Raw genomic sequence first — 12,650 nt, 5'->3', positions numbered from 1 at the left:
AACTCTAGAGCTCGAAGTTGAGATTATTACCCTCGAGGAACCTCGAATACCCTTCTCGGAGTTCCTTCCTTCTCTCATCGAAAGCGCTAGGGTCGAAATCAAAGAGCCTTCGGAGGTTACCCAAGGTAACACCTTCAGACAAATCGCCCGGACGGACATAGGGGACCCTCATCGTCTGGCACAACTCCAGAGTGCGCGAATCGTGTGCAATGCAAATGGCCGGGACACCTGCCTGAAGGGCAAGCATAACTCCGTGGATTCGCGGACCGATCACAAAATCGAAATCTCGCATATAATTCATCCATGCGGGGACATTAAAGATCGCCGAGGAATATGCTCGGTACCACGCTCTCACGCTTGCTTCGTCTTCAGGGGATCTACCGATCGCCTCTGCCATAAGTTGCTTGGATTCCGGAGCAATTTCATCCCACTCTCCGCGATATCCTTGAAACATCTCTTCCGGGCTCTGAATGATGTATGAGCCATGAGTCTGCTCGACTAGAGCGATCAACGAATGCTCCAAACTCCAAAGATGTCGCCAACGATAGTGGCCCGAGGGGACAGCCACTCGCCGAACGGGGCGCTCTGCCGCCTCGGCAATCTTCTCGCCAAGTTTTCTGTCTGGATTAATGTGAAGGGAGGGGCACCCCAGCACCACTGCCTTGTTGGCAACTCCGTACTTTTCGAGAAGACGGAGCGTATATTCACCTCGGACACTAATGTTTGGCGCGTCGCCGTTTGAGCGTTCGGAAAGCTCCTTTAGCCATCGAACCGAGCCTGCGGGCAGGTCCGGCAAGTCCTTCATGTTGGCGTCAGCTTGCGCGCCGAGGCCGATCGAAACCATTCGCTTCTCGATCTTTGAGAAGTTCTCAGCTTCACCGCCAAGATCCTGATGGATGCCAAGGTGGTTCGCGCATGGAATAACTGCAGTTGAATATGGAGTGCTATTGATTGCATCTGGGTCATCGTGACGATACATACGAGGCAGACTTGAGCCCAATTGCTTATCAATTGCATAGATGAATGCGAGATTGCCGGAGTTGTGGCCAACAGTCCGATTCAGCTCCTTGCCACTCAAGTACGGGGCATCATCCACTGAAGTGGGTGATGACAGGAGGATTACATCAGGATTGCGATTGTTCACAATACACCTCTTCTTTGCTTGCGTGACCTACCATTGTGCGGTACGACCCTCGACGCGGAGCCGCTATTGCCGAACGAATTCTATACAGACTATCTATTCAGGATTGATTTCTGGATGAGCAGCAGCTCCGGGTCGTCCAGCAGATGCTGAACCGCCGATTCTGCGAGGAGTCGTGAGTTCCGCACGATGCGGAGGGGCCCTGGGACCCCGTTCATCGCCTCATCGCCACTCAATCCCGCAGATACGCCTCGAGCGCCACGAGCTGGTCCCGCACAGCGAAACCGGTGGCCTCGAGTCTAGCGAGATCCAGCGCTGACCCCCGCGGCCGCGGCGCGATCGTCCCGTCCCCCTCCGCCCTGCCCTGGACCGCGTAGTAGTCCGCGGTCGCGACGGGGGTTACCCGCTCAGAGTCGTGGCCGGCGAGCGCGAAGACCTGCTTCGCGATCCCCGCCCAGGAGAGCGGCTCGCCGGCGGCGCTTAGGTTGTACACCCCGGCCGCGGGGCGCACGGCGAGCAGGTGCTCGATGCCAGCGGCGAGGTCGTCCGTGAATGTCAAGCGACCGATCTGGTCATCTACCACGCTCGGGTCGATACCCCTCTCGGCAAGGTTCTTCATCGTGGAGACGAAGTTCTTCCCCTCTCCAATGACCCAGCTGGTGCGCACGATGTAGTGATCCGGGAGGATCTGGGCCAGCCGATCGCCGGCGGCCTTGGTCTGCCCATAGACCCCCAGCGGGCTCAGGGGCTCATCCTCGGTGTGGACCTCGATAGTTCCGTCGAACACGTAGTCGCTCGAGACGTGGACCATTGTTGCGCGCTGCGCTCTCGCTGCCTCGACCAGTCTTGCCACGCCGTCCACGTTCGTAGCCCACGCGTCGCGTCGACCCTGGGGTGTCTCGGCGAGGTCCACGGCGGTGTAGGCCGCGGCGTTGACGATCACGCCGTACGGGGCGAAATCGAAGTCTCCGACGGACTCGGCGCTCGCGATGTCGAGGCGGTCCCTGCCCACGAAGTCCACGTCAGGCCGGTCGGCCCAGCGCTTCGCGAGTGCTCTGCCGAGCTGCCCGTTCGCGCCGACCACCAGGGTGCGACGGGGCGGCACCGGGGTGACTTCCGCCAGTCTCGGGTGGGCGAGGTCCTTCGCAGAGAGCTCGGCCTGCTCGAGCGGGATCGGCCACGGGATCGCGACCGTCTCGTCGGCGAGGTTCAGGAAGGTGTACTGGGCTTGTGCGGCGGCGGACCAGTGGTCGTTGACGAGGTACGTGTACGCGGCCGGCGCCTGGAGGGTCTGGAAAGCATTCGCGACACCGCGGGGCACGAAAATCGCCGTCTCCGGGGTGATCTCATGCCAGTAGGCGGTGCCGAAGCTCTCGCCCTCGCGCAGGTCCACCCAGGCGCCGAAGACCTTGCCCGTGGCGACGGAGATGTACTTGTCCCAGGGCTCGGCATGCAGCCCGCGCGTCACGCCCACGGCCTGGTTGAAGGAGATGTTGTTCTGCACCGGCTGGAAGTCCGGCAGGCCCACGGCGAGCATCTTCTCCCGCTGCCAGTTCTCCTTGAACCAGCCCCGGGCGTCGCCATGGACGGGCAGGTCGAGAACGAGCAGCCCGGGGATCGGGGTCTCATGCACTGCGAGCTCCGCCATCGTCACTGTCCCGCCTTCGCGTACTTCGCCTCGGTCTCGGCCTTCTGGCCCCGCCACCACTCCTCGTTCGCGCGGTACCAGTCGATGGTCGCGGCGAGCCCGGCCTCAAAGTCCCGGTAGGCCGGGGTCCAGCCGAGCTCCTCGCGCAGCTTCGTGGAGTCGATCGCGTAGCGCAGGTCGTGGCCGGGACGGTCGGTGACGTGGTCGTAGTCGTCGGACTCCCGGCCCATCTGCTGCAGGATCAGCTCGACGACCTCCTTGTTCGACTTCTCGCCGTCGGCGCCGATCAGGTACGTCTCCCCGAGGCGGCCCTTCTCCAGGATGGTGAGCACGGCGCTCGAGTGGTCGTCTGCGTGGATCCAGTCGCGCACGTTCTCACCCTTGCCGTAGAGGCGGGGGCGGATCCCGTCGAGCAGGTTCGTGATCTGGCGGGGGATGAACTTCTCCACGTGCTGGCGGGGGCCGTAGTTGTTCGAGCAGTTCGAGATCGTCGCCCGCACATCGAAGGACCGCACCCAGGCCCGGACCAGCAGGTCGCTGCCGGCCTTCGTCGAGGAGTACGGGCTCGAGGGGTTGTAGGGGGTGTGCTCGGTGAACCGCTCGGGATCGTCGAGCTCGAGGTCCCCGTAGACTTCGTCGGTCGAGATGTGGTGCAGGCGCGTGCCGTGCTTCCGTGCGGCCTCGAGCAGCGTGTACGTGCCGAGCAGGTTCGTCTGCAGGAAGGGGCTCGGGTCGTTCAGCGAGTTGTCGTTGTGGGACTCGGCGGCGTAGTGCACGATCGCGTCACCCTCTCCGGTCAGCGGGGCGACCAGCTCGTCGACGAGCGCCACGTCAGCAATGTCGCCCTCGACCAGCCGCACCCGATCCTCGGGGAGTCCGGCGAGGGAGGCCGAAGAGCCGGCGTAGGTGAGCTTGTCGAGCACGGTGACGCGGGCATCGGTGTGCGCGAGGACGTGGTGGACGAAGTTGCTGCCGATGAAACCGGCGCCGCCGGTGACGAGGAGGTGGGGGGACGTCATGAGAGATTCTCCTGAGGCTGGGGGTGAGGGTCACTCGGGGGAATGCACGGGGCGCTGGGCGAGCTCACGTTCAAGAGTGTCGATCAGATACCTGCCGTAGCCCGACTTCACCAGAGGCTCAGCACGCTCGCGCAGCTCGTCGTCGCTGAGGAAGCCCATGCGCCAGGCGACCTCCTCCGGCGCGCCGATCGACAGGCCCTGACGGTGCTGCACGGTGCGGATGAACTCGCCGGCCGCTGCGAGGTCGTCGAAGGTTCCGGTGTCGAGCCACGCCGTGCCGCGGGTGAGGACCTCGACCTGCAGGGTGCCGTCCTGGAGGTAGGTGCGGTTCAGGTCGGTGATCTCGAGCTCGCCGCGCGGAGAGGGCTTGAGGGCCTTCGCGCGGTCCACCACGGTCGCGTCGTAGAAGTAGAGGCCGGGGACGGCCAGGTTGGAGCGGGGCTCCTCCGGCTTCTCCTCGAGGGAGATCGCTCGTCCGTTCTCCCCCATCTCGACCACGCCGTAGGACCGCGGATCGTTCACCCAGTATCCGAAGACCGCCGCCCCGTCGACCTCCGAATAGCGACGGAGATGCGAGCCCATCGACTCGCCGTAGAAGAGGTTGTCCCCGAGCACCAGCGCCGCACGATCTCCGTCCAGGAAGCCCTCACCGAGGATGAAGGCCTGCGCCAGTCCATCCGGGGACGGCTGGGCCACGTAGTCGAGACGCACCCCGAAGCGGGAGCCGTCTCCGAGGACACGCTGGAACGCTTTCTGATCATGCGGGGTCGTGATGATCAGGATGTCGCGGATCCCGGCCAGCATCAGCGTGCTCAGCGGGTAGTAGATCATCGGCTTGTCGTAGACCGGCATGAGCTGCTTCGAGACGCCGATGGTCAGGGGGTGCAGTCGCGAGCCGGTGCCGCCCGCCAAGATGATTCCGCGCATAGGTGCAGTATGCCAGCAGGGGCAACGCACACGGAGGCCCGCCCCGCGTTTCCGCAGGTGGGCGTCGTTCGTTCCGGGTAGCCCCCACCGTTCACACATGATCATTTTGCTGTGGAGTCATCGCCCGTTCACCAGCCGCGATGCGCAGGCCTCATCGACGTCCCTCGTCACCGGTAGGACTCCGACACCCAGCGCGGCGGCGAGGAGCAACCGCGAGAAGCCGGGCCCATCGCCGGCGCGGTCGCCGCCTTTCGTCGCGCCAGGGATGGGGAGCGGGAGCCGCTGCTGGTGCGCGTGCTGCGGGTGGTCGTCGGCCGGGAGCTGTCGGGGCTGCTCCGCGCCGCCGTGCACGTGGTCGAGCTGGAGGACTAGCCGGCGGCGACGGCGAGGTTGAGGCCCACCGCTGGTGCAGCGACCCGGAGATCCACGCGCTGATCCGCGACGGCGAGATCGCCGACGGCATCACCCTCTCCGCACTCCTGCTCGCCGGGCTCGGGAACTGAGGTAAACAGTGTCTGTCCCTCTCGATCGCCGCGATGGCCAAGCCGTCTTCTGGCTCGACGTACTGGTCGCGGAGACACGGTTCCTCATCGCCGCGACGGTTCAAGAGCACCGGGCAGTCATTGCGACCCGGAACAGCGCACCACGCAACGACTTTCGGGCGAGGGACGCCCGCATTTTCCGGCGGAGGACTGCAGAGCATCTGACTGGCGTCAGCGCGCGCCTCCGCCAAGGTCTGGACACGGTCCCCTGACAGTTTGGCCCGCCCTCACCGACCAACGGTTGGCGGTGCGACACCCTTCCGACGCAGTCCCACTGACTTGAGTCGGTGGTCGGAGTCACAGTGGCAATCGGCCGAGTCACGCTTGCGCGTGCGCGTCTGCCGCATCGTCCCTTCGGCCACCTCTCTTCAGTCGCCGCCCGGCGCGGGATCGCGTCACGCCGGTGGCGTCGATCGACTGCGTCGCCAGAGAAACGCCGCGAGGACGGAGCCGGTGACCCCCGCCGCGATGTCGAGGGCCGTGTCCGCGGGCGCCGTGTAGATCGCGGAGTCAACCCACCTCGAGCCCGCCAGCTCCATCCCCTCCCACACCACGGCCGCCGCGACCCCGCACCGCACGATCGCCGCGACGGAGGGTCCCGCGGGGCGCAGCACCCGCGCGATCAGCACCGCGATCAGGCCGTTCGCCGCGAGATGCGTGGGGACGTCCCACCAGGGGATCCGCTCGAACAGGAGCAGGAACGAGCTCACTGCGGCGGACAGGCAGACCGCGGAGCTGCCGATCTCCCACGCCAGGGGCAAGGAGGAGCGCCAGGCGACCACCTGGGCCAGGGCGACCAGCATCGAGACCGCGCACTCCACCCACATCCCGAGCCCCGCGAAGACGGCGGCGAGGGCGAGACCCGACCAACGCACCGGCAACAGGGCGAGCGCACGGACCCGCGGCCGGCGCGCGTCGGCCCTCGCACCCGGCGTCGCCCCGGTCCTCGCCGCGTCGCGCAGCTCGGCGCTCATCGGGTGTCCGCCGCCTGCTCGAGGGGCGAGGTCCGTCCGGCGATCACGGCCCGCCCGTCGATCGCTCGCTGCGCCTCGGCGCCGTGGGCGGCGCGGCCGAGGTGGAGGCGCTCGGCCCATCGCTCCCACGGCCGCTGCCGGGCCCAGTTCCGTCGGAGCGTGCTCACCGCGCGTCTGCCGCGCAGCGTCGCGAGGCGGCCGGGGAGCAGTGCCCGCGGGGACATCCCCACGCGCGTCCGCCACGCCAGCAGCACGTCCTCCTCGGGCGCGACGCGGAAGGAGAGGTCCATGTCGTCGTGGACCCCCGCGTCCAGGGACACCTCGTCCCGCACCCGCTCCCACCAGTCCCGGCGCATCGACATGGTTGTGCCGAAGGCGGGGAGGTGGCCGAGGGCCGCTCCCGTGCACAGCATGTACGCCCCGAGATAGGCGATCGCGGCGACCGCTCCCCAGGGGCGCGGCAGCAGGAAGGTCGCCGGACCGGTGACGAGCGCGACGGAGCGTCCGCCAGCGCGGTGGGCCTGCTGATGGGCCGCGACCCATCCCCGCGGGAGCCGGCTGTCGGCGTCGCAGCGCAGGATCAGGTCCCCGCGGGCGGCGTCGTAGCCCGCGGCCGCCGCGGCCGGGATCCCCGGCGCTGGCTCGACGACCAGGCGGCAGCCCGCCCGTCGGGCGACCTCCGCGCTGTCGTCGCGCGACCCGTTGTCCACCACGATGACCTCGGCGGGAGGATGGGTCTGCGCGGCGAGATCGGCGAGCAGGTGCCGCAGATGCCGCGCATCGTCCTTCACGGGGACCACCACGGAGCAGCACGGATCCGTCGCCCTGGACACCGGGCGCCTACTGCTCATCAGCATCACCGGAGGCCCCCAGCTCGTCCAGGGAATGGTGGAGGCGGCGCAGGAAGTCGATGACGACGGCCCGTTCCTGGGCGGTCATGTCCTCCGCGACGGCCATCATGCGCGCGTGCATCGCGCGCAGCCGCTGCTGCACGCGGCGGTGCGCCAGCGCCGTGGGGACAACGGTCGTGGATCGTCGGTCCGTCGGATGGGGCGTGCGCTCGACGTACCCATCCCGCACCAGCCGATCCACCAGCGCGCTGACCGACGCCCCCGAGATCGAGAGCCGCTCGGCGAGGTCCCGCTGGCGGATCCGGCCGCCGTCGGCGTCGGCCGCGAGCAGCAGCCGCAGCGCGAGCAGATCCTTCTCTCCCATGCCCATGTCGTCCCGGAGTTGCGAGCGCATGCGGGAGTTCGACTCCTGATACCGGCGCAGCTCATGCAGCAGCTCGGCTGCGCTGTCCGTACCGGGCCTCCCGGCGCCGTACCAGTAGCCGCCGGGGCTCGTCGCCCGCGAGGTCTGCTCCACCATCCCGGATCACTCTCCGCTCGCACCCGTTGACACCAACACCCAGATTCGTTAGCCTCTCTAATAGTTAGATTACCAAATGAGTGCCGGGTCGTCGAGCCCGCCGACCTGAAGAGGCCCCATGAGCGCGATCACAGACGCCGCACCTCCCGCCTCGCGACGGATCGGTGCGATCACCGAGGTGCCCGGCTCCGCCGACGAGCAGCCCGCTGGCCCCGTGGAGACGGCGGAGGAGGCGACGGATCCCGTCTGGGAGAAGATGGCGGCCCGGGCGGGATCGCGCGCCGCTCGGCGCGCCCGGGCGCTGCCCGCTATCGCCTCGGCGCAGTTCTCGATCCACGGCACGCCGCAGGCCCCCGCCCTCGAGGCGCGCGTGGGGATCCGCGCGAGCGCCGATTTCGCGAAGACGGTCGACGCGGTCATGGAGCGCATCGTCCCCGACGTCGAGAAGGCCCTCGGGCATGACGTCCTCCGCACCGAGATCGACTTCTTCATCGCCCCGGCCCTACCGTCCCTGACCCGCCCGGCGTCCCCGACCACGGTGCTCACCATCGTCTGACCGGGCCGCGGTGCGGATCTCTCCGACGCCGCGCGCTCCCCGTCGGCCGCGCCGTGGCGGCCGGACGCACAGTGACCGCCGGCCGCCTTCACTCGGCCCCGTCGGCCGCCGATCCTCCGCTCCTCAGCAGTCCCCGACCAGCCGCAGCAGCACCCGGGCGCCGAAGCGGATGGCGTCCACCGGGACGCGCTCGTCGATGCCGTGGAAGAGGGGGGCGAAGTCGAGATCAGCGGGCAGCTGGAGCGGGGCGAAGCCGTAGCCGTCGATCCCGATCTGGGAGAGCTGCTTGTTGTCGGTGCCGGCACTGAGGCAGTAGGGGATCAGCTCGGCGCCCGGGTCCTCGGCGAGGATCGAGCGGTGCATCGCCTCGACGAACGCGGTCTCGTGCGGGGCGTCCAGCGACACCCCGATCTTGTCGATGATCACCTCGACATGCTCACCGGAGAGCTCGTCGATGAGCTGCAGCAGGTCGTCCTGGTGGCCGGGGAGGAAGCGGCAGTCGAGCTCCGCCTCCGCGACCTGCGGGATGACGTTGCCCTTGTACCCGGCGTGGAAGGTGGTGACGTTCGCGGAGTCGGCGAGGGTGCCGGCCACGAACTGGCGCGCCCCGCCGAGCAGCGGCAGGAACGACTCCGCGTCGTCCTCCTGCCACGGCGTGCCGGTGATCTCGGAGACCCGGTCGAAGAGGGTGCGGACGCTCGCCACGTACTCGCGCGGGAACTCGTGCGCGTCGATCGCGGCGACCGCCTGGGAGAGGCGCACGATCGCGTTCTCGTCGTTGGGGACCGAGCCGTGACCCGCGCGTCCGGTCGCACGCAGCTTGAGCCAGGCGTAGCCCTTCTCGGCCGTCTGCAGCAGGTAGGCGCGGACGTCCTCGCCCGTGTCCTTCCGCGGCAGGGTGATCGAGTAGCCGCCCACCTCGCTGATCGCCTCGGTGCAGCCCTCGAAGACCTCCGGGTGGTGCTCGATCATCCAGCGGGAGCCGTAGGTGCCGCCCGCCTCCTCGTCGGCGAACATGACGATGACCAGGTCCCGCGGCGGCTTCTGCCCGGTGCGGGCGAGGTGGCGGACGACCGCGAGGATCATCCCGTCCATGTCCTTCATGTCCACGGCGCCGCGGCCGTAGAGCATCCCGTCGATCACCTCCGCGGCGAAGGGATCCACGGACCAGTCCTCCGCCGCGGCGGGCACCACGTCGAGGTGGCCGTGCAGCACCAGGCCGCCGCGCTCGCGGTCCTCGCCCGGAAGGCGCACCACCACGTTGGCGCGGCCCGGCGCGGACTCGAGGATCTGCGGCTGGAGGCCCACCTCCTCGAGCTGGGCGACGACGTACTCCGCCGCTTCCCGCTCCCCCGGGCCCCAGGTCTCCGGGTCGTGGCCGCCGTAGTTGGAGGAGTCGATGCGGATCAGGTCGCGAGTGATGCGCACCGCCTCGTCCTCGACGAGGGCGAGCTGCTCGGGGGTGGGGTCGGCGAGGGTCACGCAGTGGGTCCTTCCAGCGGGGTCGAGGTCGGGGTCGGGGTGGCGGTCAGCTCCGCGAGGAGCCGGCCGACGGGGGTCTGGGGCGGCGCATCGGTGACTCCCAGCAGAGCACGGATCCGCTCGGCGCGGGAGACGTCGCCGGTCGCGGCGGCGAGCTTCGCGCGGCGGGCGTCGGCCGAGAGCGGGGTGCCGGGAGCACCGTGGGGTCGCTGCACCGAGGCGCGGTGGACGGCGCCGCGTGCGGCGTCCACCTCGACCTCGGCCCAGAAGTCGCGGCGCCCGCCGGGGAGCGGTTCCCCGGGGACGTGCTCGCGGCGCACCTTGGCGGCGAGGGCTGTGACCTGCGGGTTCAGGGGGCGCGGGGACAGCTCGGCGAGGTCGGGGGTGCGGCCCAGCAGGATCAGGGCGAGGATCGCCTCGGCGCTGAAGCGGGCCTCCTCCCCGGTGGTGGGGGCGGTGTGGACCAGGGCGGCATCGGCCCCCTGGCGGACCCGCACCACGACCTCGCGAATGGCCGACGGGTCGATGGCGGGGGCGAGCTGGGCGGCGGCATCCGCCATGGACATGGCGGCCGAGCAGAACGGGAACCGCTTCTGCCAGATCCCCGGGGAGAGGATCGCCCAGGTCTCCCCGAACCCGGCGGTGAGCGCCGCCCGCTCCTCCTCCCCCACCCCGAAGGCGGCGAGCAGGCCGGAGGGGCCGGTGACGGCGGCGTCGGCCGTGTGCAGACCGGTCCGGGCCCACTCCACCGCCTCGACGCCGGCCTGCGCGGCGAGGCCCGCGTGCAGCGGCTTGCCGGGGGTGCCGAACTGGGCCCGCACCCCACCGGAGCGCGAGGCCGCGATCGAGAGGGCGGTCGCGGTCTGCTCGGCGTCCAGGCGGAGCAGGTGCGCGCCCGCGGCCGCGGCGGCCACCGCCCCGGCCGTGCCCGTGGGATGCCAGCCGGCGGCGTAGTGCGCGGGGCCGAGGGTGCGGCCGAGCCGCGCCATCACCTCGAGGCCGACCACGTAGGCGGCGTACAGCTCGTCGAGCTGGCGGTCGTCCGCGGCGAGGGCGAGGAGGGTGGGGACCAGCACCGCGGAGGGGTGGCCGCGGACGTCCTCGTGAGTGTCGTCAAGATCCAGCAGATGCGCCTGGAAGCCGCCGACCAGCGCCGCGTGCGCCGCGGTCAGCCCCGGCGTCGCGGGGTCGGTCGGATCCCCGGCACCGATCACGGGGCGGGGCACGGCCGGTGTGCCCTGGTCGCGGGCCCAGGCGAGCAGCCGGTCGCGGTCCGCGAGGGCGGAAGGGTCCTGGGCGACGGCGAGGGACGCGGCGAAGACGTCGCTGAACGCCTCCGCAGCCGCCTCCCGCAGCGCACCCGCGCTCGCACCGCCGTCGCCCGCCGCGCTCGCGCGATCGCCGTCGCCGAACGGATCGGCGGCGGCGACCGCGCGGGCGAGGGCGCCTGTCATCAGCCCGGCAGACCCTGCGGGTCGAGCGGCGAGGCGCCCTGCGGACCGGAGCCCCTCCCGTCGAACCCCGACTCGTCGGACCCCGTCGGCCGCGACACCCCACCCGTGGCGTGCTCGCGCAGGAACCGGCGCGTGCGCTCCTCGCGCGGCTCGCGGATCACCTGGCGGGCCGGGCCCTCCTCGACGATCCGACCCTCGTCGATGAACACCACCCGATCCGCGACGTCGGCCGCGAAAGCCATCTCGTGCGTGACGATGACCAGGGTGATCTCGCGGTCGGCGAGGTCGCGGATCACCGCGAGCACCTCGCCGACGAGCTCGGGGTCCAGGGCGCTGGTCGGCTCGTCCAGCAGGATCGCCGCCGGATGCACGGCGAGCGCCCGCGCGATCGAGACCCGCTGCTGCTGACCGCCGGAGAGGGTCACCGGGAACTGGGTCTGCGTGGCGCCGACGATGCCCACGCGCTCGAGCAGCTCGCGGGCCTCCCGCTCGGCGTCGGCCGTCGCCACGCCCTTCGCGGTGAGGGGGTCCATGACGTTCTGCAGCGCGGTGCGGTTGCGGAACAGGTGGTAGCTCTGGAACACCATCGCGGTCTTCGAGCGCAGCGCCCGCACCTGCTCCCGAGGGATCCGCGGGGCGGTGACGCTCGCGCCATCGATCTCGATGGTGCCGGAGTCCGGGGACTCGAGCAGGTTCAGGCAGCGCAGCAGGGTGGACTTGCCCGAGCCGGACGGCCCGATAATCGCCACCACCTCGCCGCGGCCCACGTGCAGGTCCACACCGTCCAGGACGGTGTTGTCCCCAGACCTCCCGCGGAAGGTCTTCGACAGGCCGGTCACGTCGATCATGCTGCGCTCACCTCACGTACGCGCGGCTGAGCCGCTTCTCGAGTCGGCCCTGCAGGAAGGAGTAGCCCACCACCAGCAGCCAGTACACCAGGCCCACCACCAGGAAGGTTTCGAAGAACCGGAAGCTGGCCGAGGCGATGATCTTCGCCTCCGCGAACAGCTCCGTGAGCCCCAGGGTGAAGGCCACCGACGTCTCCTTGAGCAGGGAGATGAAGATGTTGCCCGTCGCCGGCAGGGCGTTGAACGCCGCCTGCGGGATGATGTAGCGCCGGTACACCTGCGGGGAGGACATGCCGGTCGCGAGACCCGCCTCCAGCTGGCCGCGGTCCACGCTGGTCAGCGCCGCCCGGAAGATCTCCGCGAGATAGCTCGACTCCTTGAGGGAGAAGCCGATGATCGCGGCGGTCAGCGCGTCCATCGTGGACATGGCGGGGATCAGCTGCGGCAGGCCGTAGTAGATGAGGAACAGCTGCACCAGGGTGGGGATGCCGCGGAAGAACGACACGTACACCTGGGCGAGCGGGTCCAGCACCGGCACCCGCAGGAACCGGATCATCGCCACGAGCAGGCCGATGAGGATCGCGAAGGCCATCGAGACCACCGCGATCAGCAGCGTGACCGGCAGGAGCTTGAGCAGCTGGGGCAGGACCTCCAGCATGTACCCCGGATCGAGATCGATACCCATGGA

Annotated in this window: 12 protein-coding genes; 1 reads left to right on the top strand and 11 read right to left on the bottom strand. The window is 69.4% G+C overall.

What is annotated here, in order from left to right:
* Window positions 1–4: 4 nt before the first annotated feature.
* The 7 genes from V1258_RS05285 to V1258_RS05255 all read right to left on the bottom strand — a co-directional run bounded on the left by V1258_RS05285 (window position 5) and on the right by V1258_RS05255 (window position 7,622).
* The gene (locus V1258_RS05285; protein WP_329748685.1) at window positions 5–1,144 is read right to left on the bottom strand and encodes a polysaccharide pyruvyl transferase family protein; all 1,140 of its coding nucleotides are present in this window, start codon (window positions 1,142–1,144) and stop codon (window positions 5–7) included.
* Window positions 1,145–1,373: 229 nt separating this feature from the next.
* Window positions 1,374–2,789, bottom strand: coding sequence for a bifunctional dTDP-4-dehydrorhamnose 3,5-epimerase family protein/NAD(P)-dependent oxidoreductase (locus tag V1258_RS05280; protein WP_329748684.1), 1,416 nt, complete (start codon window positions 2,787–2,789; stop codon window positions 1,374–1,376).
* A 2-nt stretch (window positions 2,790–2,791) separates the two neighbouring features.
* On the bottom strand, window positions 2,792–3,808 hold the full coding sequence (rfbB, locus tag V1258_RS05275) for a dTDP-glucose 4,6-dehydratase (protein WP_329748683.1): 1,017 nt from the start codon (window positions 3,806–3,808) through the stop codon (window positions 2,792–2,794).
* 30 nt (window positions 3,809–3,838) lie between these two features.
* A complete protein-coding gene (gene rfbA / locus V1258_RS05270; protein WP_329748682.1) occupies window positions 3,839–4,735 on the bottom strand; it encodes a glucose-1-phosphate thymidylyltransferase RfbA in 897 nt (298 codons plus the stop codon).
* A gap of 937 nt (window positions 4,736–5,672) precedes the next feature.
* Window positions 5,673–6,251, bottom strand: coding sequence for a hypothetical protein (locus tag V1258_RS05265; RefSeq protein WP_329748681.1), 579 nt, complete (start codon window positions 6,249–6,251; stop codon window positions 5,673–5,675).
* Window positions 6,248–7,102, bottom strand: a complete 855-nt coding sequence (locus V1258_RS05260; protein WP_329748680.1) for a glycosyltransferase family 2 protein — start codon at window positions 7,100–7,102, stop codon at window positions 6,248–6,250. Before V1258_RS05260 ends, V1258_RS05265 begins: the two co-directional genes overlap by 4 nt.
* Window positions 7,092–7,622 carry a MarR family winged helix-turn-helix transcriptional regulator gene (locus V1258_RS05255; RefSeq protein WP_329748679.1) on the bottom strand — a complete coding sequence of 177 codons (531 nt, stop codon included), beginning with the start codon at window positions 7,620–7,622 and terminating at the stop codon, window positions 7,092–7,094. Before V1258_RS05255 ends, V1258_RS05260 begins: the two co-directional genes overlap by 11 nt.
* 118 nt (window positions 7,623–7,740) lie before the next feature.
* Here V1258_RS05255 and V1258_RS05250 point away from each other — a divergent pair, with 118 nt between their 5' ends.
* A complete protein-coding gene (locus tag V1258_RS05250) occupies window positions 7,741–8,178 on the top strand; it encodes a hypothetical protein (RefSeq protein WP_329748678.1) in 438 nt (145 codons plus the stop codon).
* A 123-nt stretch (window positions 8,179–8,301) separates the two neighbouring features.
* Here V1258_RS05250 and V1258_RS05245 read toward each other — a convergent pair whose 3' ends face one another.
* The 4 genes from V1258_RS05245 to V1258_RS05230 are packed head-to-tail and all read right to left on the bottom strand — an operon-like array spanning window position 8,302 to window position 12,647.
* Window positions 8,302–9,660 (bottom strand): M20/M25/M40 family metallo-hydrolase, encoded by a 1,359-nt coding sequence (locus V1258_RS05245; protein ID WP_329748677.1) that lies wholly within the window; start codon window positions 9,658–9,660, stop codon window positions 8,302–8,304.
* Window positions 9,657–11,114, bottom strand: a complete 1,458-nt coding sequence (locus tag V1258_RS05240) for an MmgE/PrpD family protein (RefSeq protein WP_329748676.1) — start codon at window positions 11,112–11,114, stop codon at window positions 9,657–9,659. Before V1258_RS05240 ends, V1258_RS05245 begins: the two co-directional genes overlap by 4 nt.
* Window positions 11,114–11,962 carry an amino acid ABC transporter ATP-binding protein gene (locus V1258_RS05235; RefSeq protein WP_329748675.1) on the bottom strand — a complete coding sequence of 283 codons (849 nt, stop codon included), beginning with the start codon at window positions 11,960–11,962 and terminating at the stop codon, window positions 11,114–11,116. Before V1258_RS05235 ends, V1258_RS05240 begins: the two co-directional genes overlap by 1 nt.
* Before the next feature lie 7 nt (window positions 11,963–11,969).
* On the bottom strand, window positions 11,970–12,647 hold the full coding sequence (locus tag V1258_RS05230) for an amino acid ABC transporter permease (protein WP_329746267.1): 678 nt from the start codon (window positions 12,645–12,647) through the stop codon (window positions 11,970–11,972).
* Window positions 12,648–12,650: the final 3 nt, after the last annotated feature.

Origin of the sequence: Brachybacterium sp. J153 (genome assembly GCF_036311905.1) — a bacterium.
Lineage (GTDB): Bacteria > Actinomycetota > Actinomycetes > Actinomycetales > Dermabacteraceae > Brachybacterium.
Note: the sequence above shows the minus strand (reverse complement) of the source record. Positions and strands in the feature narration are given on the sequence as shown.

What these genes read in the sequence shown, in the direction of transcription:
- V1258_RS05230 (WP_329746267.1), bottom strand. Translation starts at nt 12,647, where the DNA reads ATGGGTATCGATCTCGATCCGGGGTACATGCTGGAGGTCCTGCCCCAG.
- V1258_RS05235 (WP_329748675.1), bottom strand. Translation starts at nt 11,962, where the DNA reads ATGATCGACGTGACCGGCCTGTCGAAGACCTTCCGCGGGAGGTCTGGG.
- rfbB (WP_329748683.1), bottom strand. Translation starts at nt 3,808, where the DNA reads ATGACGTCCCCCCACCTCCTCGTCACCGGCGGCGCCGGTTTCATCGGC.
- V1258_RS05265 (WP_329748681.1), bottom strand. Translation starts at nt 6,251, where the DNA reads ATGAGCGCCGAGCTGCGCGACGCGGCGAGGACCGGGGCGACGCCGGGT.
- V1258_RS05260 (WP_329748680.1), bottom strand. Translation starts at nt 7,102, where the DNA reads ATGAGCAGTAGGCGCCCGGTGTCCAGGGCGACGGATCCGTGCTGCTCC.
- V1258_RS05240 (WP_329748676.1), bottom strand. Translation starts at nt 11,114, where the DNA reads ATGACAGGCGCCCTCGCCCGCGCGGTCGCCGCCGCCGATCCGTTCGGC.
- rfbA (WP_329748682.1), bottom strand. Translation starts at nt 4,735, where the DNA reads ATGCGCGGAATCATCTTGGCGGGCGGCACCGGCTCGCGACTGCACCCC.
- V1258_RS05280 (WP_329748684.1), bottom strand. Translation starts at nt 2,789, where the DNA reads ATGGCGGAGCTCGCAGTGCATGAGACCCCGATCCCCGGGCTGCTCGTT.
- V1258_RS05255 (WP_329748679.1), bottom strand. Translation starts at nt 7,622, where the DNA reads ATGGTGGAGCAGACCTCGCGGGCGACGAGCCCCGGCGGCTACTGGTAC.
- V1258_RS05250 (WP_329748678.1), top strand. Translation starts at nt 7,741, where the DNA reads ATGAGCGCGATCACAGACGCCGCACCTCCCGCCTCGCGACGGATCGGT.